The organism is Peribacillus sp. FSL H8-0477 (assembly GCF_038002765.1).
Taxonomy (GTDB): domain Bacteria; phylum Bacillota; class Bacilli; order Bacillales; family DSM-1321; genus Peribacillus.
Genome location: NZ_JBBODE010000002.1, coordinates 405,573 through 428,896 on the forward strand (window position 1 = coordinate 405,573; position 23,324 = coordinate 428,896).

Annotated in this window: 20 protein-coding genes; 19 read left to right on the top strand and 1 reads right to left on the bottom strand. The window is 37.9% G+C overall.

The genetic code is table 11. The annotated features are described in order from the left end of the window. Positions 1–28: 28 nt before the first annotated feature. Positions 29–865, bottom strand: coding sequence for a DMT family transporter (locus MHI18_RS13705; RefSeq protein WP_340848126.1), 837 nt, complete (start codon positions 863–865; stop codon positions 29–31). A 233-nt stretch (positions 866–1,098) separates the two neighbouring features. Between MHI18_RS13705 and MHI18_RS13710 the strand changes: the two genes are divergently transcribed. From MHI18_RS13710 to MHI18_RS13800, 19 genes are all read left to right on the top strand, one after another. Then, positions 1,099–2,469: an aspartate kinase gene (locus MHI18_RS13710; RefSeq protein WP_340848128.1), complete on the top strand. Its 1,371-nt coding sequence runs from the start codon at positions 1,099–1,101 to the stop codon at positions 2,467–2,469. A gap of 648 nt (positions 2,470–3,117) precedes the next feature. Beyond that, positions 3,118–3,375, top strand: coding sequence for a DUF3953 domain-containing protein (locus tag MHI18_RS13715; RefSeq protein WP_340848129.1), 258 nt, complete (start codon positions 3,118–3,120; stop codon positions 3,373–3,375). A 200-nt stretch (positions 3,376–3,575) separates the two neighbouring features. After that, on the top strand, positions 3,576–4,775 hold the full coding sequence (locus tag MHI18_RS13720; protein WP_340848131.1) for a sensor histidine kinase: 1,200 nt from the start codon (positions 3,576–3,578) through the stop codon (positions 4,773–4,775). Next, entirely contained in the window at positions 4,772–5,431 is a 660-nt protein-coding gene (locus MHI18_RS13725) for a response regulator transcription factor (RefSeq protein WP_340848133.1), read from the top strand. The genes MHI18_RS13720 and MHI18_RS13725 overlap by 4 nt, the downstream gene beginning before the upstream one ends. A gap of 192 nt (positions 5,432–5,623) precedes the next feature. Then, on the top strand, positions 5,624–6,517 hold the full coding sequence (locus MHI18_RS13730; protein ID WP_340848135.1) for a CPBP family intramembrane glutamic endopeptidase: 894 nt from the start codon (positions 5,624–5,626) through the stop codon (positions 6,515–6,517). 297 nt (positions 6,518–6,814) lie between these two features. Then, complete coding sequence (locus MHI18_RS13735; RefSeq protein WP_340848136.1) at positions 6,815–7,750, top strand: ABC transporter ATP-binding protein; 936 nt, start codon at positions 6,815–6,817, stop codon at positions 7,748–7,750. 10 nt (positions 7,751–7,760) lie between these two features. Further along, positions 7,761–8,960 (top strand): ABC transporter permease, encoded by a 1,200-nt coding sequence (locus tag MHI18_RS13740; protein WP_340848137.1) that lies wholly within the window; start codon positions 7,761–7,763, stop codon positions 8,958–8,960. A 13-nt stretch (positions 8,961–8,973) separates the two neighbouring features. Beyond that, positions 8,974–10,122: an ABC transporter permease gene (locus tag MHI18_RS13745; protein WP_340848139.1), complete on the top strand. Its 1,149-nt coding sequence runs from the start codon at positions 8,974–8,976 to the stop codon at positions 10,120–10,122. A 277-nt stretch (positions 10,123–10,399) separates the two neighbouring features. After that, complete coding sequence (locus MHI18_RS13750) at positions 10,400–11,341, top strand: VanW family protein (protein WP_340848141.1); 942 nt, start codon at positions 10,400–10,402, stop codon at positions 11,339–11,341. 926 nt (positions 11,342–12,267) lie between these two features. Further along, positions 12,268–13,998, top strand: coding sequence for an ABC transporter ATP-binding protein (locus MHI18_RS13755; RefSeq protein ID WP_340848142.1), 1,731 nt, complete (start codon positions 12,268–12,270; stop codon positions 13,996–13,998). After that, complete coding sequence (locus MHI18_RS13760; protein WP_340848144.1) at positions 13,985–15,772, top strand: ABC transporter ATP-binding protein; 1,788 nt, start codon at positions 13,985–13,987, stop codon at positions 15,770–15,772. The genes MHI18_RS13755 and MHI18_RS13760 overlap by 14 nt, the downstream gene beginning before the upstream one ends. Positions 15,773–15,837: 65 nt before the next feature. After that, complete coding sequence (locus MHI18_RS13765; protein ID WP_340848145.1) at positions 15,838–16,179, top strand: PadR family transcriptional regulator; 342 nt, start codon at positions 15,838–15,840, stop codon at positions 16,177–16,179. A 253-nt stretch (positions 16,180–16,432) separates the two neighbouring features. Continuing rightward, positions 16,433–17,452, top strand: a complete 1,020-nt coding sequence (locus tag MHI18_RS13770; protein WP_340848146.1) for an ATP-grasp domain-containing protein — start codon at positions 16,433–16,435, stop codon at positions 17,450–17,452. Between the two features lie 207 nt (positions 17,453–17,659). After that, a complete protein-coding gene (locus tag MHI18_RS13775; protein WP_340848147.1) occupies positions 17,660–19,282 on the top strand; it encodes a YceG family protein in 1,623 nt (540 codons plus the stop codon). Between the two features lie 43 nt (positions 19,283–19,325). Next, on the top strand, positions 19,326–20,423 hold the full coding sequence (locus tag MHI18_RS13780) for a toxic anion resistance protein (RefSeq protein ID WP_340848149.1): 1,098 nt from the start codon (positions 19,326–19,328) through the stop codon (positions 20,421–20,423). A 121-nt stretch (positions 20,424–20,544) separates the two neighbouring features. After that, the gene (locus tag MHI18_RS13785) at positions 20,545–21,156 is read left to right on the top strand and encodes a TerD family protein (RefSeq protein ID WP_340848151.1); all 612 of its coding nucleotides are present in this window, start codon (positions 20,545–20,547) and stop codon (positions 21,154–21,156) included. A 30-nt stretch (positions 21,157–21,186) separates the two neighbouring features. Continuing rightward, positions 21,187–21,768 carry a TerD family protein gene (locus tag MHI18_RS13790; protein WP_040374422.1) on the top strand — a complete coding sequence of 194 codons (582 nt, stop codon included), beginning with the start codon at positions 21,187–21,189 and terminating at the stop codon, positions 21,766–21,768. Between the two features lie 49 nt (positions 21,769–21,817). Then, positions 21,818–22,396 (top strand): TerD family protein, encoded by a 579-nt coding sequence (locus MHI18_RS13795; protein ID WP_340848153.1) that lies wholly within the window; start codon positions 21,818–21,820, stop codon positions 22,394–22,396. Between the two features lie 92 nt (positions 22,397–22,488). Next, on the top strand, positions 22,489–23,265 hold the full coding sequence (locus MHI18_RS13800) for a TerC family protein (RefSeq protein ID WP_340848154.1): 777 nt from the start codon (positions 22,489–22,491) through the stop codon (positions 23,263–23,265). Positions 23,266–23,324: the final 59 nt, after the last annotated feature.

Below are 23,324 nucleotides of genomic sequence, written 5' to 3' on the forward strand. Positions count from 1 at the left end.
AAAAAAACAGGGGGGTCCCTGTTTTTTTTTATATCTTTGTTAAGATGATACCGATTAAGGCGATAGCGACACCTGCCATTTGATAGAGCTTTAATCTCTCTTTATAAAGATAGCAGCCAATAAAAACAACCACTAAGCAGTTTAAGCTGACAATAGGAAAGACAATACTGGAGATTCCAGTATTCAATGCATAAAAGTAACACGAGTAACCGATTAGACTGAGCATAGAGACCGCGGCGCCGATTTTAACTTCTGAGTGTTGTACTTTTTCTTTCTTTCTTATCATTGTTATAAGTAAGTAAGCACTGCCCCCGCCATACATGGCGGTTAAAACCTCGACAGACTCAATATGAAGATGAGACGATACCTGCATTAATATCCCAAGTACACCAAAAGAAAAAATGGCTAAAAGAATATGCAGCATCCATAAGGTATAATGATCATTTTTGGAAGCTTTCGGTGAATATTGAATGAGTAATGCCGCTCCAAGCATGCTCAGAATACCTACCCATTGAACGAGTGTAATATGTTCTTTAAAGATAAGACCCGCACATAGAATGGGAAATAGAGTGTTGGCTGCTATCAGAGGGGAAGTTAAACTAGCAGGCCCATTATCAAAGGCATGAGACATCTGGAGATTGCCGTATGCATTTAAAATACCAATTGTCGCCCCTAGTACAATTGCTAGAAGATGAATGTGGTATTTCCCGCTGATTAGGCTGAATCCTAATGTAAGAAAAAAAGCAGAAATATAAAAGAAAAATTGAATATGTATCTTGGAGTAGCCTTTCGTATTGCTCCATTTGAAGATTGTGTTGTTAATTCCAAAAGAACAGCTGGTAAGTAAGGCAGCCAGTAACCACAAGTGACGTCGCTTCTTTCTAAAAAGAGATTTAAAATTCATACTTATTGTAAGTCCGATATAATCGAAACGCAATAGGTAAAAACGGATAGAAGTAATGGACACACTGCATTACATTCCGTTATAAAAGCACATTTGTTTTTTTAGGGTAGAATACCTCTTGATTATTGACTGCAAAAGAGTGATAATAAGGGGAGTTATTTTTACTGAATATTTAATTTATAGGGGATGGATTCATGAAAGTTGTGAAATTTGGCGGTAGTTCGCTGGCTTCGGGAGAACAGCTGAAGAAGGTAATTGATATCGTCACAAGTGATCCTGAACGAAGGATTATAGTCGTATCGGCTCCAGGGAAGCGAAACTCAGAGGATATAAAAGTCACCGATCTATTAATTGCTTGTGGGGAGGATCAACTGGCTGGAGAAGACGCGGCGGATTTACTGGAAACCGTAATTCTCCGCTATTCAGATATTGCTTCAGAATTAGAGCTTAGTGAAGATATTGTTTCTGAAATTAGTGAAAACTTCTATTCGCTCCTCTATGCTGATCAAAAAAATCCACAGAGGTATTTAGATGGGTTGAAGGCAGGCGGCGAAGACAATAATGCTAAACTTGTAGCAGCCTTTTTCATAAAAGAAGGATACGATACCCGTTATGTGAACCCTTTTGATGCAGGGTTAATTCTTACAGATAAAAATGGATATGTCGAAGTACTGCCCGAATCATATGAACGCCTTTACGAACTTCGTAATCAAAAGGAAATTCTAATTTTCCCTGGATTTTTTGGATATACAGCAGACAAAGAAGTGCTCACATTCTCTCGAAGTGGTTCGGATATAACAGGTTCAATCCTAGCTAATGGGACAAAAGCAGATTTATATGAAAACTATACGGACGTTGATGCCGTCTATTCAGTCAATCCGAATGTAGTAAGACATCCGAAAGAAATTAAGGAGTTAACGTACCGCGAAATGCGGGAGCTTTCTTATGCTGGTTTTTCAGTATTTCACGATGAAGCGTTAATTCCCGCTTATCGTGCAGGCATCCCAGTACAAATAAAAAATACAAATAATCCCGAATGTGAAGGGACAAAGATTGTTAACGAAAGAAAAAACAATAATGGTCCAGTTATTGGTATCGCAAGCGACAAGGGGTTCTGCAGTATCTATATTAGTAAGTACTTAATGAACCGTGAAATAGGTTTTGGGAGAAAATTATTACAAATTCTCGAAGAAAATTATGTTTCCTATGAACATATCCCTTCCGGTATTGATGATATAACCATTATTCTAAGAGAATACCAAATTGATCGAGAAACAGAAGCACGCATTATTAAGAGAATTAAAGAGGAACTTCATGCAGATGAAATAGAGGTTCAACATGATTTGGCTTTAATTATGGTTGTGGGTGAGGGTATGCGTCATAATGTCGGAACAACAGCAAGAGCTTCTCAAGCGCTGGCTAAAGAAAAGGTCAACATTGAGATGATTAATCAAGGTTCATCAGAAGTGAGCATGATGTTCGGTGTGAAAGCCAAAGATGAAAAGAAGGCAGTTCAAGCCCTCTATCAGGAATTTTTTTCAGAAGTAGCGGCAATCATTGTGTAATCGTAAGAGGAGTCCTTCAAAAGGGCTCTTTTTTTGTAGACGAGATTGTTCCTATGTTTGAAAAACATAATTGTTTTTCGTGAGGTGGTATTGTTTGTGAATTGTTACACTTAAACTAACTTGGCAGGTTAGTTCCATAAACAAAGTGTATTCGGACTGTGCGGTACTTTCAAAAAAATACATTAAGCCTCTAACAAATCACTTTCTTTTCAGATAAAATAGTTGCTGATAGGCTATTGATAACTTCAACTCTAAAAGGCGGTATTCTCAATTAAACTTCTCCCGAAAAATGTAATCTATATTTATTTAATTCTACTAGCATTCACTACAATTAACGGATTTTTTAATAAACCCGAAGACGAAGGAATACTAGATATTAGTATTGTTATTGCCGTTTCCATAGTTTTAATTATCCATATAGCATTGATTTTTTATGAAAAGAAAAATGCTGATTAAGCAGGTATGACAAATTTGTATTCGGCAATGTTTGTGTCAACTCTGCGATAAATTTTAATGAAATAACGAGGGCTTTACTTCAACAAAAGGGAGGTTGCTGCGGCAACCTTGTTCTTACGGAACTAAAGGGGCAGTTTAGTTTAAATAGGTATCTTTTGAAGGTGACAGATTATCAGTGGGAGGTATAAATAAATGGAAGAAAAAAAGTTTGATATTTTAATGTTATTTCAAATAATTTTCGCAATCCTTGTTATGTTAATTGGTATTTACGGTAAGGTTATGGAAAACTACAACTTACTACCATTGATGTTAATACTTCTGAGTATAACGTTACTTATAATGGGGTTACGAGAATATAAAAGAACTAAGGGTTTATTGTGGGGTATCTTCATTTTATGTACTTCGTTATACATTTTATTCTCTGCTGTTGAAGGCATTATGAATAATTGAATTATTATTCAACTAACGGGTGCTTTAGTAAAAAACGGACATCAAAGAAAAATGAGCTTGGAAATAAATTTTCCAGCTCATTTTTTTTGTGTATTTTAAATCAACCTTTACCTTTAATATAGCCAAATAAAAAGAAAATACTTCCATTTCTCTTGTATCTTCGTCATGATTAAAGAAAAACATAGATAGCGGGTGGTTGTTTGGGGAATTGGTTAATCCATCTTCGAGTGGTTATGTATATCTTGATTAGCTTAATGTATTTTGTAAAGGCGCCTGATCAGATTCTGCTAAAAGGAATCATTTTCATCATAACAGCTATTTTTGTGTACAATCATTTTTTTCAATATGACTTCTATAAAAGTAAAATTAAACTTTCAACTATTTTAATTGATGGCATGCTGTGCTTCATTTACGGATTCCTTTTTCCTTCTTCAACATTGTATTTTATTCTTGTAGGAGTGACTGCTATCACACTGTTCCTCTCTGAATTTGCTAAAAAAGTACGTCATCGTTTGTTATGGGGGAGCTTTTTTTTATGGGTAATTGTCATGATAGAATGCTATGTTCGTATTGGATACGTTGATTTATTTAACAATTTAACAGGCGTTTCTTTTGTTGTTTTCGGGACAGTAGTGGGTGATTTAATTCGGAAATTATATGAAGCTAGTGAAGTGGTCACTTTACAATATGAACATATGAGTCGTTCACATCAAGAATTAGAAGATGCACATCAGCAATTACAACAGTATGCACAGACAGTAGAACAGTTAACGGTAGATCGAGAACGAAACCGGATAGCTCGAGAAATACATGATACGGTTGGACATAAAATGACAGCTTTGCTTGTGCAGTTACAGCTAGCTCGCGAATTAATGAAACAAGATAGACCAAAAGCAGAAACAGCATTGAGCATCTGTGGAGTATTAGCAAGGGATGCATTGGAGGAAGTGCGTTTTTCGGTTAAGACCATCCACAGTGAGGAAGGCTCACAACAAACATTTACCTCCTCCGTTCGTAAATTGTTTGAAGACTTTCATAAATCAGCCGGTCTACAAACAACATTTGATTTAGCTGGTGATCCAGCTAGTATCCCGAGCACGCTACAGCCGACACTTATTCGAATTATTCAAGAGTCTATGACAAATGCCAAACGCCACGGACAAGCAACCCTTTGTCATGTGATACTTTCTTGTACCAAAGAAAAAATTACGTTAACGATAAAGGATAATGGATGTGGAATTAGTAAAGTTACGCCTGGTTTTGGTCTAATTAATATGAAAGAACGAATTGAAGAACATGGAGGGACCGTGTTTTTTCAAAGTATTCTTCAAGGAGGGTTCGAGATTGATGTTGAATTACCGTTACACCAGAAACGTTGGATAATAGGAGGGGCCTCATGATTAGAGTATTGATTGCAGACGATCAAGCATTGATTCGTGAAGGATTATCAGCACTACTTAATCTTAGGGAAGAAATAGAGGTAATTGGAATCGCTGAAGATGGTCAAGATGCTTATGAACAGGCGATTCATTTTCAGCCTGATATTGTTTTAATGGATATCCGTATGCCAAAAGTAGATGGAGTGAAAGGGACTCAACTAATTACATCGCAACTACCAAATACCAAAGTCCTAATGTTGACTACATTTAAAGACAGTGAGTTAATATTTCAGGCATTGGAGGAAGGCGCAGCGGGTTACTTATTAAAAGATCTCTCTGTGGATGCTATTGTTAAGGCGATCATGACGGTATTGTCGGGAGGAATGGTCCTTCCCCCGCAGCTAACAGCCGAGATCATTCATGAGCTGAAAAGGAATAAGGAGAATGATGCTTCAACAATACAAATACCTAAACTATTTCATGAACTTTCTCTTCGTGAAGTTGAGGTTCTGCGCCATTTGGGGGAGGGGCGTAATAATAAAGAAATTGCTGCTAGTCTTTATATCACCGAAGGCACGGTCAAGAATCATGTCTCTAACATCATAAGTAAACTGGAAATGCGCGATCGAACTCAGGCTGCCATATTTGCGGTTAGGTACGGAATAACTGTTTTTTAGTCACCATGACTTTCAGCATAGTGAATTAGCCAAAAGGCCTAACGAAGGCCTTTTTTTCATGCGTTACTTTCTATCCGGAGCTCGATGTTCACTAATCCATTATCTTATAAACTGTGGATAAGAGATGAGAAGGAGGGCAAAGAGAATGCGTATTGTTGAAGATTCGACACTATCTGCTCGTAGGGGGAATACATGTCTATTAATACAAATATAAGAAAAGAAAGCATATTAATAGAAAAGAATCTGTTAATAAAAAGAGCAATACTTTATTTAAGTTTTTTTTGTATTTTTATTTTAATTAGTTGGGTGTTTTTATATAACCTACCAAACAGATTTCTATTTTTTAGCTTTTTCCCTCTTTTAGCTAGTTTACTTACTAGAATAGTGACTAAAGATAAATCCCCCTTAATGATAAAACCTAAATTTCGTGAAAACTGGAGAACTTACTTAAAGGTAGCCTTTACACCAGGCATACTGATCTTTGCATCTGCTGTATTGTTTTTTTTGTTATTTCCCAATTACCTAGATTTAAGTACCGAAAAACTCATAGAAACTTATGGACCATTTGGTTTTCCATCAAATCTACCTCATACACTTCAATCTATTTTGGTGATTGGAATAGTAGGAATATTAATTTCACCTTTTATACTCCCGGTGATTATATTTGCGTTCGGTGAAGAAATAGGATGGCGCGGTTATTTTCTGCCATTACTAATGAAACTAATGAAAAAGGAAAAAGCAATTTTGCTTAGTAGTACGCTTTGGGGACTGGGGCATGCTCCCCTTATATATTTGGGTTTTAATTATGGTTCTGACTACTGGTTATCACCGTATTCTGGAATAGTAATGATGACTGTTCTATGTATTGTACTTGGCATATGGTTATCATATGTAACAATAAAGTCGAAAAGTGTAATCCCCGCAAGTATTTTACATGGTTCCGTTAATGTAATAGGAGAGTGGCCAGCACTTGTAGCAATTCCAGGTATTAGTACATTATTAGGACCTAATCTAACAGGTATGATTGGTATGATTGGATTTGTAATAGTAGCCATTTTCCTACTTAAAAAGCTTTCGGCTAATTAATGATATGTTCTAACGCTTAGTTTATAGAAATGAGGAGCTACTTTTAAAGGATGAACTGTTAGCCTTATTAGTGAAATAAGATTCAATTCCTACTATCAAGATGTATAATCCTTACCACTTGTTATTCAAATAACCAGTTTACTTGAACTGAATGAACAATGACTTTTAGCATAGGGTATTAGCCAAAAGGCCTGATGAAGGCCTTTTTTTCGTGCTTTACTTTCTATCTTGCGCTCGATGTATACCAATCCGTTATTTTATAAACTTTGGAGGATAGATGAAGAGGAGGTTAAGAAAATGCTTAAAGTTGAAAATATAAAAAAGTCATTTGATCAAAAAGAAGTTGTAAAGAATGTTTCCTTTTCAGTTGATAAGGGTGAAGCATTTGGTCTGCTCGGACCCAATGGTGCAGGTAAGTCAACGTTAATTTCAATGATCTGCGGGTTGGTTAAGTATGATCAAGGAGACATTTGGATAGATGGTCTATCAGTCAAAAAAAGACCCTTAGAAATCAAAAAGAAAATTGGGATAGTCCCGCAAGAAATTGCCCTCTACCCAACGATATCTGCTCGTGAAAATCTATTATTCTGGGGGAAAATGTATGGTCTAACAAGGGCTGAAACAAAAAGAAAGGCCGAGGAGGTGCTCTCTTTTGTTGGACTTAGTGAGCGGGCAAAAGATAAGATTGAAACGTTTTCTGGCGGCATGAAGAGACGAATTAATATTGGAGCTGCCTTGATGCATGAACCAGAACTGTTGATTATGGATGAACCAACAGTAGGAATCGACCCGCAATCCCGGAATCATATTCTAGAAACGATCAAGGATTTGAATAAAAGTGGTGTTACGATTATTTACACGAGTCACTATATGGCGGAAGTAGAGTATTTATGTGACCGAATTGGGATTATTGATCAGGGAGAAGTGAAGGCGCTCGGAACCCAAAGAGATTTATGCAATCGGTTAGCAAATGGGACGGTTATCGAAATGAAACTAACGAATCTAAATGAGGAGTTCCTTCAATACATTAAACAAATTCATGGTGTTGAAAGAGTGATGATGAAGCCTGATACACATGCAATCGATATTTGTATTAATGAAACGGAAAATCCACTGCCTGAAATTATTACGCTAGCCGTTAACGCAAATATAAAGATAGAAACAATGGAACGAAAAGAACCCAATTTAGAGAGTCTGTTTCTACAACTGACTGGACGCTCTTTACGAGATTAGGAGGGAAGAGATGCAAAGTTTACACATTGCTTGGAATGACGTCAAAATTCGAATGGCTGATCGCAGCGCCCTTATCATGCTGTTATTGCTGCCGCTTGTCCTAACTGCTATTCTCGGTACCGCTTTGAAACCTATTATGAGTAATGAAGACAGTTTCGCAGACACGACTATTGGTTTGTATACGGCTGATAATGATTCACTCGCAAAGGATTTTGAAGAAGTATTGCGAAAACTTGATTTTATTAAAATTAAAACAACCAATAAAGAAGAAAACTTGGGAAAGATGCTGATGGATGGAAAAATTGATGTGGGTCTCTCTATTCCAGCCGCTTGGAGTGAGAATGTAAAGAAAGGGACACTTAAGGAAGTTTGGTTATTCTCAAGTTCTGAAAAAAATTTGAAAGCCTCTGTGATTGAATCCATATTAACTTCATTTGTCAGCCGTGTTCAGAGTGTTTCTCACACGACCAACATTGTTATGTCCGACTTAAGCACTTCACAAGCCATAGCAGCAGAACCAGGAGAAGTTACTGAACTAGCGAGTACGTTACCTGTGGAATTAACCAATCAAGGAAATGAAGTAACGCCAATAACAGATTGGACGATTGGAAAGGAAACCGTCTCAACTATGCAATATTATGCAGCTGCAATGGCTGCAATGTTTCTTCTGTATAACATACCTACTGGTGCAAAATCCTTTATGAAGGAGCGTGAATTAGGTACGCTGTCACGATTAAAGGCCAGCCCTACAAGTGATTGGTCCATCATCTTAGGTAAATTTCTAGGAACATTAGGGTTTGCATGTATCCAATTCCTTCTGTTTATCTTTGGAACCTCCCTCTTTTGTAAAGTGCATTGGGGGGATAATATTGGCCAATTGCTAGCGATGGGAGGGGCCTATGCTGTGGCTGTTTCAGGACTCTCAATGCTTGTCGCCGGACTCATAAAGGAAATGAGAACGGCGGATTTAATTAGCGGAATTGGGATACAAATCCTAGCATTCGCTGGAGGATCCATGCTGCCACTGTCCCAATTTCCAGATATCCTAAAGCGTTTTTCGGACATGGTTCCGAATAAATGGGCACTGTCAGGTTTTTTAGACATCATGGCTGGAGTTAATTGGGTAGAAATACTCCCTGCTATTATCGGTTTGTTTTTAGTAGGAATCGCGGCCATGTTGATTGGAACGTTACGACTCAGAACACGATGAAGGGGGGATAGTAATGAAGAAAATTTGGAGTATATGCGGTATGGAGGTAAAGCTGGTTTTTAGAAACCCGCGAAACTATTTAATTATGTTTGCTATGCCGATTATCTTCACTCTTCTATTTGGAAATGTAATGAATGAAAGTGAAGAGGAAAAGGCAACAATCCTCTATGTTGACCAAGATAAGACTACTTTATCAAATGGATTTATCGACATAATGAGGAAAGATGATTCACTCTTTACATTGGTGGAAACCTCTTCAATGGAAGCTTCACAAAAACTAAAGAAAAAAGAGGCTGATGGTGTCATTCTCATTTCAAAAGGGTTTGGGGAAGAACTGAAAACTGGGATCAAGCCAGAGGTAAGATTTGAAAGAATTCCAGAGTTTGTTTCAAGTCGTACAGTTACAGATTATGTTTCTAATAAGCTTTCAACAATCGTGAATCATGTATCAGCATCGAAAACGTGGAGTGAATATAGCGGTCAAGATTGGCCAGTTATGTTTGAAAAGTTACAAAGGGATGAACAAGTCCAAAATACGTTGATTAAAAGAGTAGATATGAATTCGGACGCAATAAATGAAAAGAATATTTCGGCCAAGGGTTCAGGATTTTGTATCATGTTTTTAATGATTAAGTTATTTACGGTGACAGGAGTTATTATTGAGGCGAAAGGAAACGGTGTTTGGTATCGGTTGTTGACTACTCCTGTTACACGTTTTCAAGTAGCTTCTGGCTATCTGCTTTCCTTTTTTTTAATCGGCTGGATTCAATTTGGTATCTTAATGCTCGCAACAAACCTGCTATTTGATGTTAGCTGGGGAAACCCGCTGCCAGTATTCATTCTCGTTTCTGCTATGATGCTCGCCTTTGTCGGAATTGGGTTAGTCATAGCAACTACTGCCAAAACATTAGAACAGCAATCAGGTATGGCTAGTTTAATTGTGATCCCGACTTGTATGCTATCGGGAGTATATTGGCCATTAGAACTTGAACCAATTTTTATGCAAAGGATAGCTGAACTTTTGCCTCAAACTTGGGCAATGCGGGGCTTCTCAGACATTATTGCAACAGGCACCCTAGAGTCCATCATGACAAGTACGATGATACTTCTTCTCTTCGCAGCCATATTTTTAACTGCAGGAATTAAAAAAATCAGATTGTGACAAGGATTTTTGAATTTTGGTATAAAATACTACATCTTACCCTTGTTTTTTTGTAGAAAAAACGTTCTTTATCAAGATCATTTGACATTACCTATCGTTAGAAAAAACCGGTTCCTTTTTTCCTATGAAAATTACAGTAAGAGGTGCTTTTTTGATTAAATGTGGTATATAATGGTGTTGAATGAAATCTACGGAAGATTTTATGTGTCTATTAGTATGGGAGTTTGGTAGGGTCTGTTTTGGATTCTGGAAAATATAACTTACGGGTGTGAAGCGAATGAAAAAAGGGATTTTGCTGTTGGTGGTAGTGGGGATTTTAGTGTTTAGCGGGGTATGGCTTGGTGTGGAAAATACTGACCTGGTTTTTTCGAAAGAAAAAGAACCAGTGAAGAATAGCACCCTGGTTAAGAAAGAACTAATGCTCATCGATAAAAAGATGAGTGATCCAAAGCTTGTTTTAGTAGACAGTAGAAATGGCAAGGAAATTCAGGTAGTGAAGGCTTCTGAAATACAGGAGGAGCAAGCGGCTAACGATCTGGTTCGGTCGTTGGAAACAAAATATGACCAACCGATGATTCCAGCAAGATTAAGTAGTGATGGTACATTAAAACCAGGTCAGGCACGTATTGTCTTGGAAAAAAAACCACTTTTGGAGGAGCTTAAAAATTTAGGTGCTTTTCAAAGAGAGGTTAATGTACCGATAATTGAATCAGTTCCAAATGTAACAGCAAAGACGGCAGCCAATGTTGACCAAACCCTTTTAGCTTCATATAAGACAAAATTTAATTCATCAGTTACTGGCAGAACGACTAATATTGCTTTATCTGCTAGTGAAATTGACCAAATTATTTTAGGACCTGGGGATCGGTTTTACTATAACTTAATCGTTGGTGAACGGACAGAAGCTAGAGGATATCAAAAGGCAATGGAGATTCTTAATAAAGAATTAGTAGAAGGAATAGGCGGGGGAATCTGTCAGACGTCATCCACGTTATATAATGCTGTAGATCAGGCCGGTTTAGAAATAATTGAACTTAATCATCATTCAAAAGAAGTCGGATATGTACCAAAAGATCGAGATGCAACCGTATCTTATGGCGGAAAAGACTTCAAATTCTTAAACAATAAGGATTACCCTGTACTGCTTAAGGTAATTGTGAATAAAACAATTGGTACCATTGAGGTGCAAGTACGTGCAGCACAGCAAAATGCTGGCTGAATAGAAAGAGGATGACTCATACTGAGTCATCCTCTCATTTTGTCTACAAAAGAGTTCCGGAATGTTTCATTCCGGAACTCTTTGAGTTTTGAAAACTTTTCACCTTGATCTAATCATAAATGAAAGAAAAGTCCAGGGCTTCTTCTTTTTTGCAGACCAAATAGTCTTCGGAACGTCCAATTCATGCTAATCACGTTGAATTAAATGTTTTTTAAAATTTCTATGTTCAAATAAAGTGACTCTAGAAAAAGTCTCTATCTAAAAGGTAAAACAAAGTTGATTGGAACGGAAGGTACGAGACTCCTGCGGGAAAAGCGTGTCTAGGGGAGACCCCGCAGGCGAAAGCTGAGGAGGCTCCCCGACCGCCCGCGGAAAGCGAGTGCCTGAAGAGGAAATCAACATTCAAGTTATACAAGCCATAAAAATAGACAAACTAAGGTTTTCACCCGAGTTTGTCTACAGTTTGAGAGGATGATTCATCCTCTTTTATTTAAATAGTTAATTACGAATAAAAATTCCCTGGCTCTCATAAATGAAAGAATGCTTAAAGTACAGGGGGGGAAATAACTTGAATAAAGAGGGGGCAATATTCTAGTGATTTTCTGCATTCTTAGTTTAAGGAGGCCAGGGAGATAACCTGAACCGGTTATCAAAGAGTTGTGAAGTCGTTATCACAACATATTACTTAGTTGCTTATGTTACCAAGGTCATGAGTTCAATAATGATAGTGAAAATCATTATCAATTAGATTTTCTCTTACTTTTAATAGAATGTCAATAGTGTTTTAAAATTTTTTCAATTGAGAAGGTAAACTATTTAAAAATTCTTACAATAAATGTATGATATAGCATATATACCTACTATTCGAGATTTTAGAGTGACTAAATGAATGCCGAAAAATATTAATGAAACTAGGGTGGAAAAATATGAAGAAAATGATTCCTTTTTTGAAGCCATACCGGCTTTCGATTATGTTGGCACTTTTCCTCATGTTTTTTGAGTTGGGTGTAGAATTACTTCAGCCGTTATTAATAGCAAAAATTATTGATGAAGGTATCCTGCAGGAGGATATGACTGTTGTGATTACATGGGGTGTAGTGATGACTATATTAGCTATTCTTTCTTTCGGGGGGGGACTAATTAACTCCTTTGCTGCCTCACATGTCAGTCAAAGTTTTGGTTTTGATGTACGGACTAAATTGTTTGAAAAGGTTCAAGCTTTTTCATTTACAAATTTAATTAAGTTCCCGACTTCCTCTTTAATTACACGAATGACCACGGATATTACTGTTCTCCAGAATACGGTGTTTATGAGCTTACGAATTATGTTTCGTGCACCCTTATTAGTAGTTGGCGGTGCTTTGATGGCTATGTTTGTTAATTTCAAGCTATCTATCATTTTATTGCTATCTATACCTGTTTTACTATTCTTTTTAATATGGGTGATGCGTAGGGCAGGCAGGTTATTTAAAAACGTTCAGGAAAAACTGGACCATGTAAATGGAGTTATGCGGGAAAACTTAGTCGGTATGCGTTTGATAAAAGCCTTTCTGCGTAGAAGTTATGAGGTAAATCGCTTTAATAAAACAAGTGAGGTACTCAAAAAAAGAACGGTTTCCGCCCTGCGCCTCATTGAAACGACACAGCCAATTCTCTTGTTCCTGATGAATTGTTCAATACTAGTGATTCTTTGGTTAGGACGAAATCAGCTGGCAGCAGGTGAAATTAAAGTGGGGGAGGTCGTCGCTATCGTCAACTATGCGACACGAATAACCGCTTCGTTTTCTGTTTTTTCTTGGTTGATTATGGGGATATCCCGGGCACGTGCGTCTGTTGCAAGGGTTAATGAAGTGTTGGAAACGGAAATTGATTTACTTGATCATGCCGATGATTCAAAGCAAATGATTAATGAGGGAAAAGTGACTTTTGAGAATGTATCCTTTGGGTACCCCAATCAAAAGCCGGTCCTTAACAATCTTAGCTTTACAGTTGAGGGGGGACAGACAGCTGCCATTATTGGAGCAACTGGAGCAGGGAAAACAACTCTATTTCAGTTGATTCCACGTCTTTTTGATGTCGATAGCGGTCGTATACTAATCGATAATCAGGATAGTAAACTATTGAAACTGGATATGCTCCGGCAGCAAATCGGCTATGTACCACAAGAAGCGCTTCTCTTTTCAGGCACTATCAAATCTAACATAGCTTGGGGGAAAGAGGGTGCCTCCATGGAAGAAATTATCCAAGCTGCAAAGGATGCACAAATTCATGAAATGATACTCCAGCTTCCCTTGCAGTATGAAACCGTACTCGGACAAAAGGGTGTTAACTTATCCGGTGGTCAAAAGCAAAGGCTTTCGATTGCTCGGGCTCTTGTAAGGAAACCGAAAATCTTGTTACTTGATGATAGTACTAGCGCGCTTGATTTAAATACTGAATCAAAACTACTTCAAGCTCTGAAAGGTTATCCTTGTACCATTTTCATTATTACACAGAAAGTAAGTACAGCTACGGGGGCTGATACGACATTATTGATCCAAGAAGGCCAACTGCTTGCGCAAGGTACTCATCATTCACTAGCTCAAAAAAACAGCTTGTATCAGCAAATCATCACCTCGCAAATGGGCAGGGAGGAGATTCCGATTGAGTCAAAGTAAAAAGGAGATCACTCATAAGAAAAAAACAAGCAAACGCTTTGCTGCGATAAAACGGATTTGGTTATACCTTGCTGATAATAAAACGTTACTAATGGTTGTACTAGCTATGGTGGTAATCAGTTCAGCATTAGGTCTACTTGGCCCGTTTCTTGTCGGGATGACTATAGATGATTATATTGTGAGTAAAAATGGGAATCATTTCTTGACGCTCCTCCTAAGTTTATTGGTTATTTACTTATTTAACTCACTTTCAACATTTTTACAAAATTATTGGATGATTGGTATTGCACAAGATACGGTATATACCATGCGCAGCCAGTTATTTCGTCATTTACATAAACTTCCAATTACCTTTTTTGACCGTCGTCAACACGGAGAACTGATGAGTCGAGTGACAAATGATATTGAAAATGTCAGCTCAACATTAAATAGTTCGGTCATACAAATATTCTCAAGTTTACTAACACTGGTCGGAACTATTGTCGTGATGCTTTGGCTCAGTCCACTGTTAACCTTACTGACAATGATCATCATACCGCTAATGTTCTTAGGCATGAAATGGATTACGAACCGGACAGGGAAGTTATTCAAGGAGCAGCAGAAGAACATCGGTGAGCTTAATGGTTTTATTGAAGAAACAGTTTCGGGACAGCGGATCGTTAAAACCTTTTCTCAGGAAGACAGAGTGATTAGAGAGTTTAAAGTGCGAAACGAGAAATTGAAGCAATCAGGCTACTTGTCCCAAGCATACTCTGGATTTATTCCTAAAGTAATGAATCTCCTTAATAATTTAAGTTTTGCGATTATTGCAGGGGTAGGCGGTTATTTAGCTTTAAAAGGATTTATTTCAATTGGTACTATCGTCATTTTTACGGAGTATTCTAGACAGTTTACAAGGCCGATTAACGATTTAGCCAATCAATTCAACACCCTTCTATCAGCTATTGCCGGAGCTGAAAGGGTCTTTGAAATAATAGATGAGGAAGAAGAAGACGCGGATGAACTGGATTCCGGAACTCTGGAAGATATCAAGGGGGAAGTTACCTTTGATGAAGTCTCATTCGCATACGAGAAATCAGGTGAGACGATTAAGAATGTTAATTTACAAGTACGAGCCGGTGAAAATGTGGCGCTGGTCGGACCAACAGGAGCTGGGAAAACAACTTTAATCAATTTACTTGCACGTTTTTATGATCCCAACAGCGGGAAGATTTTAATTGACGGCCATGATATCCAACAAGTAAAAAGAAGCAGTCTGCGCAGTCATATGGGGTTTGTCCTCCAAGACTCCTACCTTTTTCAAGGTACTGTTCGAGAGAATATCCGTTATGGCCGCTTGGATGCAACTGATAGTGAAGTAGAGGAAGCCGCTAGACTGGCAAATGCCCATAGTTTTATAGTAAAACTCCCTAACGAATATGAATTTATGTTAAAACAGGACGGCAGCGGGATTAGTCAGGGACAGAAGCAATTGATTTCAATAGCCAGAGCGTTGTTAGCAGATCCGAGCATTTTGATTTTAGATGAGGCGACCAGCAGTATTGATACCATTACTGAGGTGAAAATACAAGAAGCACTGCAACGGCTAATGTATGGCAGAACAAGTTTTGTTATTGCCCATCGGCTTAATACGATACAACAGGCGGATAAGATACTTGTCCTTGAAGAGGGAAAAATCATGGAAAGTGGAACACACGATTCATTATTGAAGGAAAAAGGCTTCTATTACGGTTTATACAATAGTCAGTTAAATCAAGGAAATCAAACAGGTTGATTAAACGATGGTAAAGGATTACCCTTAAAGTAAATCACTCAGTGTAGTTTATTGGAGGTTCTATAATGAGAAAAAAAGCAGAAAATTATTTACCGCTTACTCATACGACGTTTTATATCTTAATTTCTTTGCAAGACCCGCTTCAGGGTTATGGGATTATGCAACGAGTAAAAGAAATGAGCGATGGAGAAGTGACATTGGGTCCAGGTACTCTTTATGGAGCACTTAGTAAACTTGAAAAGGACGGACTCATTGTTAAACAGGAATCGGATCGACGAAAAAGTTATTCACTTTCTGAACTAGGAAGAATGGTCGTCACACTTGAGTATGAACGTTTGAAGAATGTAGTTAAAAAATGTGCAGTATATATAGAAGAATTACAGACTAGTGCTCATAAGTCGGTGTAAATTCTTTGTACTAGAATACGTAAATACGGTCATTAGAACCATGTCCCCATCACAGACGGTTAAATAACAGGCTGTTAGGATAAAATAGGGATAAGAAGAAATAATATAGAAATAGCTTGCACATGTTTATGCAGGCTATTTTCTTGATGAAAAAATTAAATCTTTAGATAATTATGTTTACTGTGATAAACTGAATAATAATACCAAATACTAGTAAATTAGCCGCATGAGCTTAAGAAAGGAACCATTCGTTATGAAAAAGAAAATATGGTTTAATCGCTGGTTTTCAACAGCATACCATTTTATTGAAGCAATAAAAAACAACCCAGATGGAATCGATTTTGAAATTTACGGGACCCATCCAAATCGAAATACAGTCTATTTACATGTATGTGATTATGCAGAGATTGAACCAGAGGTAAATGGTGAAGAATATATTACTTTTTGTCTGGAATTTTGTAAAAAGCATGGAATTGACGTCTTTATTCCTTATCAGCATGCGCTTGAAATTTCTCAAGCAATTTTACGTTTTCAGGAAATCGGGACGAAAGTAATGGTTTGTGAGGATTTTGCCAGTATGGAAACAATCTCTCATAAGGGGAAGCTTTATGAGTCATTTGTAGATAACGGCCTTGGACACTTAGTTCCAGAATATCGGGTTGTACAGAATGCAGCGCAATTTATGGAGGAGTATAAGAGACTCCGCAGTCTTGGTAAGGTTGTGTGTATAAAGCCGGCTGACGGAAGAGGCGGGGAAGGATTTCGGATTATTCGCGATGCAGAGGATACGATTATCGACTTATTTGGCCATATCAGTCATTACATATCGTTTAACGAAGCCTATAAAATTCTCTCGAAGCAAGACAGATTTGAGGAATTAATGGTAATGGAGTACCTGAGTGGATATGAATTTAGTATTGATTGCTTGTCCTATGATGGCCAGCTGCTAGCTGCCGTCCCGCGTAAGAAAGAAGAAGGACGGATCAGACAGCTTGAAGATATTCCCGAACTAATGGAAATAGCGGGGAAAGTGAATGATATTTATCAAATTCCATATGTCTATAATGTGCAAATAAAGTATAACAATGGCCTGCCGAAGCTTCTTGAAATTAATCCGCGTATGTCTGGCGGTCTGCATATATCATCACTTTCAGGTGTCAACTTTGCCTATTTAGCCTTAAAGCTCATGTTGACGGGTGATGCCGATATTGTGAAACCAAATTTACAGGTTAAAGCAACACACGTAGAAAAATCGGTGCTTTTATCTTCATAATGGATGTTAGGCGATAAAGAAAACCCAGCTTCCATTTTGGAAGTATGGGTTTTCTTTTTTTCTATTATTATTACTTTAACAGCAAGGAGATAGTTAGCTAGGAGGAACACGTAATTTACTACCAACGAATGTGTGTCATATGAAACCTTTTGCGTACTTATACGTTATACTTATTAGGAGTAATGGGTAAAGAAAGGGGGGAGCACGTTGGGCGCTTTTGGCCAATATGCTAAGATCAATCCACAACTAATTACCTTTAAAGATAATGAATGGAAGAAACTGATAGATAGTCCGCGTTCTGAACGAGAACATCATCAAATAGATACAGCTGGATTGAGTTTTGGTCAAGTTGCTGCTCGCTTTTTGGGGATTCCCCATGATGAGGATGATTATTATCTTACCTTATATGAGTTGTCACAGAAGCCGAATGTTGAGGTATGGAGTGATAATCTGAATAAAGAAATCGCCCCTCAAATATTTCAATCTCTGCAAAGTGTGCTGCAAGTGAATCAAAGTGAATCACTTTCTGTTAATCGATTTATCGCTTTTATGGAAGGAAGACAGTTGATTCCCTCTCATGAGGATGCATCATTACACCGCTATATCCGAGAAAGCTACGTTGAAGTCTTGAATCAATTTGCATCAAAACATGAGGGCGGGTTAAAGCATCCAGACTTTAGGCGGGTAATTATGGATCTGACAAAATGGGTTTGGAACCATATTAATGACCTGCTTAAAAAAATGGATGATATTCGTGTACCCTGTATCGTCTGGTATGGTGAGGCATCAAAAAGTGAACAGTACTTTTTATTCTTAACAAAATTACTGGGTATTGATTTATTGATTTTCCACCCAAATGGTGAAGATATTTTTAAAGAGTTTGATCCAGCGAAAACGCTCATGGTTGTTCAGGATTTTCCTGTTAAAAAACAGCCTAGACCATTTCCAAAGGCAAAGCCAGTTAGAAAAGCAACAGTGGCATACCAAGCTTCGAAAGAAATTGACCGCATCCTTCATTCAGAAGAAACGCCTATTTTTAAACCATGGCAATATCGATCTCATATACCAGTTTCTATTACGTTGAAAACGACCTATGATGAACTATATTTAATGAGTAAGGAAAGGGCCTTCATACGACCTGGCTTTTATATTGAAGGAAATGAAATTTATATTCCCTCCGTATTTGCCAAAATTTCAGGTGTTTCTGAAAATCGGCGGAACTATTGGGAACGTGTAGAACAATTGAAGGAAGGGGAGCTGTCCTTATTCATTCGATATTTCCCTTTTACCAATAGTATAAAAGCAAATCATAAATACCATTATGATCATGCGCTTAACCGAGAGGGCACGCTTGATCCAGAAAAGATGATTAAAAGTGTCTGGTGGCGGCTGAATCAGCTTCCGACAGGTGTACAGCTTGCCATTGCTGCAGGGATTTCTAGAGTATGTGCTCAACCTAAACTTCTACCTGAGGGTCATGAATCAGTAGAGGATGTTAAACAGTTCTTGTTTACGCAGCTGACTGCTTTGCCGAAATCTGTTGTTACCCTTTTTATGAAGTTTGATTATCCGCAGCAGGTGCCGCGAATTATCCTTTATAATAGTGGAGCAACGGGAGGAATCAGCCGATCTGATGCAGCATTGTTGTTGCTCCTAAACGAGATTGGGATAGATATTTTACTCTTTAATCCTTCTGGATTAAGGGACTTAGAGTTATATATTGATGAGCATGTGTATGATATCCATTTATTAGAGCAGTTTGAGTTCGAATATGAATATCAGGAACCTAAGCTCCCAATCTGGCGCAGGCTATTTCGAAAAGATACATAACTAGTGGTTGCTAGTGAAAAATTAAAAGAAAAGAGGGATTAGTATGGCGAATATGAAGAGTACTGAAATCTTTGATGAAAACACAAATCAGGTGTCCTTAGCAAAAACGGAAGAACTAAAGGTTCAGCTTCGAAACGATCCTGAAGTCGTTCGACTTGCTCAGCAAATTGACGTGAAAAACCAAATGTCTCTTTTAGAATTCGGTAAAGAACCGGCAATGGAAATATCTAAATTCTCGGATCGTATTCTATCAACAATGAAGTCGAGTTCAATGGAAGACTCCAGTGAGCTGCTAAAACAGCTTGGCAAAATAATGGATCGATTCGACAGCAAAGATTTCGCCCCGGAAAAACGAGGTCTCCTATCAAAGTTATTTAATAAAGGGGAAAAAATGATTGATAAAATCTTCGGTAAATATCAATCGATGGGAGGTGAGATTGATAAGGTCTATGTTGAAATATCCAAGTATCAAAATGAAATGGTTTCATCCACACATACGTTAGAAGAATTGTATGAGCAGAATTTTAATTATTATCTAGCACTTGAGAAATATGCTGTAGCTGGAAATGCTAAGGTGGAAGAACTGAAAGCAACTCTTCTCCCTGAATATGAAACACGCGCGGCATCCGGCGATCAAATTGCAGGAATGGAATTAGATACGCTGAGAAATGGTATTGAGGCACTTGAACAACGAGTCTATGATCTTGAAATGGCCAAAATGGTTGCGTTACAGACAGCTCCGCAAATACGTCTTTTACAGCGAGGAAATACCAAACTTATAGGGAAAATAAATTCGGCTTTTGTTACAACTATTCCAATCTTTAAAAACGGACTGATCCAAGCTGTTTCGGCAAAACGTCAAAAGCTTGTGGCTGATTCAATGAGTGAGCTGGATAAACGCACCAATGAAATGCTTATCCGCAATGCCCAAAATATCACTTCCCAAAGTGTGGATATTGCTCGTCTTGCAGGGGCACCGAGCATAAAAATTGAAACCATTGAAGAATCTTGGGGCATTATTATCAAGGGTCTTGAAGAGACAAAACGAATTGAAGAAGAAAATAAACGAACCCGTGAAGAGGGTACGAAACGTTTAATTGAACTAAAAGAAACGTATCAAACAAGGCAGCTGAAGGGTTAGTCATAAGAAAAGTAATTAATATTTGTACAAATAGGCATCAGATGTTACAATAAATATATAATCACGCTGGCGTGAATTTTACAGGGTGGAGAATTCGAGAATTCGAGAGGACGTGAACCTATTGGCAATTTCGTTACAAAAGGGACAGAAAGTAGATCTTACAAAAGGAAGAGCTGGTTTATCTTCTCTTACTGTAGGTCTAGGCTGGGATCCGGTTACAGCTGAAAAGTCGAAAGGGTTATTCGGCGGTTTATTCGGAGGCGGCAGTACAGCGAATGTGGACTGTGATGCTTCTGTACTTATGCTTGATGAAAAAGGTAAGATGCCAAATAAAAACAGCCTGATCTACTTCGGTAATCTAAAAAGTGCCGATAATAGTGTTCGACATTCAGGAGATAATTTAACGGGAGACGGTGATGGGGATGATGAGCAAATCGTCGTTGACCTAAAATCGATTTCTCCATCAATCCATAAACTTGTCTTCGTTGTCAACATCTATTCTTGTGTATCAAGAAAACAAGATTTTGGTATGATTCAAAATGCTTTTATTCGTCTAGTTGATAATTCTAATAATGAAGAATTGATTCACTTCAACTTAACAGAAAACTATTCTGGATTGACTTCATTATTTGTAGGTGAAATTTACCGTCATAATGGTGAATGGAAATTTAACGCAATTGGAGACGGAACAAAAGATACATCCATCTCGGAAATAGCTAATAAATACGTATAAATAAAAATAATAAAAGTGAGGTAATGCAAAATGGCAATTTCTTTAAGTAAAGGACAAAAAGTAGACTTAACAAAATCAAATCCTGGTTTGAAAAATCTTGTTGTCGGTCTTGGCTGGGATACGAATAAGTATGATGGCGGTAACGATTTTGACTTAGATTCATCCGTATTTCTACTTAATGCATCAGGTAAAGTAGCTTCTGAAAAAGATTTTGTTTTCTTTAATAATCTTCAAGGCGGTAATGGTTCTGTTGTTCATACGGGTGATAACCTAACTGGCGCAGGCGACGGAGACGATGAGCAAATCAAAATTGATTTAAGTAAAGTTCCTGCTGAAGTTGAAAAAATTGCATTTACTATTACTATTCATGATGCTGACGCACGCAGCCAAAACTTCGGTCAAGTATCCAACGCATTTGTCCGTGTAGTGAATGAACAAAGTAATGAAGAATTAATTCGTTACGATCTTGGCGAAGATTTCTCTATTGAAACAGCTGTAGTTGTAGCTGAATTATACCGTCATGGCGGCGAATGGAAATTCAATGCTATTGGAAGCGGATATCAAGGTGGACTAGCTTCACTAGTTAATGATTATGGTCTATCAGCAGGCTGAGTATGGTATTCAACGAGACATACACTTTTTAGTTGAGAGGATGAGTTGAATGACTATTTCTTTAGCAAAAGGCCAGAGAATTGATTTAACTAAAACAAATCCAGGACTAACAAAGGCCATTATTGGTTTAGGCTGGGATACAAATCGATACTCAGGCGGTTATGATTTTGACCTTGATGCATCTGCATTTTTAGTTGATGCAAATAATGTTTGTACGCAAGATTTAGATTTTATTTTCTATAATAATTTACAAGACCCTAGCGGAGCTGTTGTGCATACGGGAGATAACCGGACTGGTGAAGGGGATGGAGATGACGAGCAGATTGTCATTGATTTCTCTAAAGTACCTTCTTCAACCCATAAGGTTGCAATCACGGTAACCATTCATGATGCCGACCAACGAAGCCAGAACTTTGGCCAAGTATCCAATGCGTTTGTTCGCGTAGTGAATGCAGATAATAATGAAGAAGTATTGCGCTATGATTTAGGCGAAGACTTCTCCATCGAAACGGCTGTAGTCATTTGTGAATTATATCGCCACGGTACAGAGTGGAAATTCAATGCCATTGGCAGCGGTTTTTCAGGCGGTCTCGGCGCCCTATGCCGTAACTACGGGTTAAGCGTTTAAGAAGTAATGAGTTAAAAAATATTGGTGATACGGTTTGCCTCCCCATAAAGGAGAAAAAGCCCGAAGCATGCAAACTTTAAAGGAGATTTTACATGGACTTTTTTTCAGGAATGATGGAAACATACGGAAAGTTCTTTTCGTGGGAGGCAATCCAACAAGTAATTACGGATCCCTCTGCTTGGGCAGTTATTGGTACATTAATCGTTTTGGAAGGATTACTTTCAGCGGATAATGCCCTTGTCTTGGCAGTTATGGTTAAGCCCCTTCCAAAAGAACAACAGAAAAAGGCATTGTTTTATGGGATTATCGGAGCTTATGTATTCAGATTTATCGCTATTGGCGTCGGGGTCTGGCTCATACAAATTTGGTGGATCAAAATTGCCGGTGGTGGATATCTTCTATGGCTTGCAATCAGTCACTTCCTTAAAAAGCGAAGAGAGAGTGCTGCAGAAGATAATGAAGATGAAGAAAAAGCTCTTAGTAAACAAGGTATATTTATTCGGTTATTCGGTAACTTCTGGGGTACAGTTGCAGCAGTTGAAGTTATGGATATTGCGTTCTCAATTGACTCGGTTATCGCCGCGTTTGGTGTAAGTGATCAGATCTGGGTACTTTTCCTAGGTGGACTGCTTGGAGTATTAATGATGCGTGGTGTTGCTCAAATATTCCTGACACTTATTGAAAAGATTCCAGAACTTGAAGCGACAGCGTTTATCTTAATTGCCATTATTGGTATTAAGATGGTTATGAGCCATTGGTACCATGTAGGTGAATTAGTATTCTTCAGCGTGCTAGTGGGGGTATTCTTGCTTACTTTCCTTATTCATAAGTTTAATGTCCGCAGAGCAAGTGAAGCTTCAAATGAATAAATGAAACGAAAAGGGTGAACACATTTGTGTTTTCCCTTTCGTTTTATTTTAAAGACTTA

Coding starts and splice junctions, on each gene's coding strand:
- MHI18_RS13780 (WP_340848149.1), top strand. CDS start 19,326: ATGGCGAATATGAAGAGTACTGAAATCTTTGATGAAAACACAAATCAG.
- MHI18_RS13730 (WP_340848135.1), top strand. CDS start 5,624: ATGTCTATTAATACAAATATAAGAAAAGAAAGCATATTAATAGAAAAG.
- MHI18_RS13755 (WP_340848142.1), top strand. CDS start 12,268: ATGAAGAAAATGATTCCTTTTTTGAAGCCATACCGGCTTTCGATTATG.
- MHI18_RS13715 (WP_340848129.1), top strand. CDS start 3,118: ATGGAAGAAAAAAAGTTTGATATTTTAATGTTATTTCAAATAATTTTC.
- MHI18_RS13765 (WP_340848145.1), top strand. CDS start 15,838: ATGAGAAAAAAAGCAGAAAATTATTTACCGCTTACTCATACGACGTTT.
- MHI18_RS13750 (WP_340848141.1), top strand. CDS start 10,400: ATGAAAAAAGGGATTTTGCTGTTGGTGGTAGTGGGGATTTTAGTGTTT.
- MHI18_RS13725 (WP_340848133.1), top strand. CDS start 4,772: ATGATTAGAGTATTGATTGCAGACGATCAAGCATTGATTCGTGAAGGA.
- MHI18_RS13745 (WP_340848139.1), top strand. CDS start 8,974: ATGAAGAAAATTTGGAGTATATGCGGTATGGAGGTAAAGCTGGTTTTT.
- MHI18_RS13800 (WP_340848154.1), top strand. CDS start 22,489: ATGGACTTTTTTTCAGGAATGATGGAAACATACGGAAAGTTCTTTTCG.
- MHI18_RS13795 (WP_340848153.1), top strand. CDS start 21,818: ATGACTATTTCTTTAGCAAAAGGCCAGAGAATTGATTTAACTAAAACA.
- MHI18_RS13710 (WP_340848128.1), top strand. CDS start 1,099: ATGAAAGTTGTGAAATTTGGCGGTAGTTCGCTGGCTTCGGGAGAACAG.
- MHI18_RS13735 (WP_340848136.1), top strand. CDS start 6,815: ATGCTTAAAGTTGAAAATATAAAAAAGTCATTTGATCAAAAAGAAGTT.
- MHI18_RS13740 (WP_340848137.1), top strand. CDS start 7,761: ATGCAAAGTTTACACATTGCTTGGAATGACGTCAAAATTCGAATGGCT.
- MHI18_RS13790 (WP_040374422.1), top strand. CDS start 21,187: ATGGCAATTTCTTTAAGTAAAGGACAAAAAGTAGACTTAACAAAATCA.
- MHI18_RS13770 (WP_340848146.1), top strand. CDS start 16,433: ATGAAAAAGAAAATATGGTTTAATCGCTGGTTTTCAACAGCATACCAT.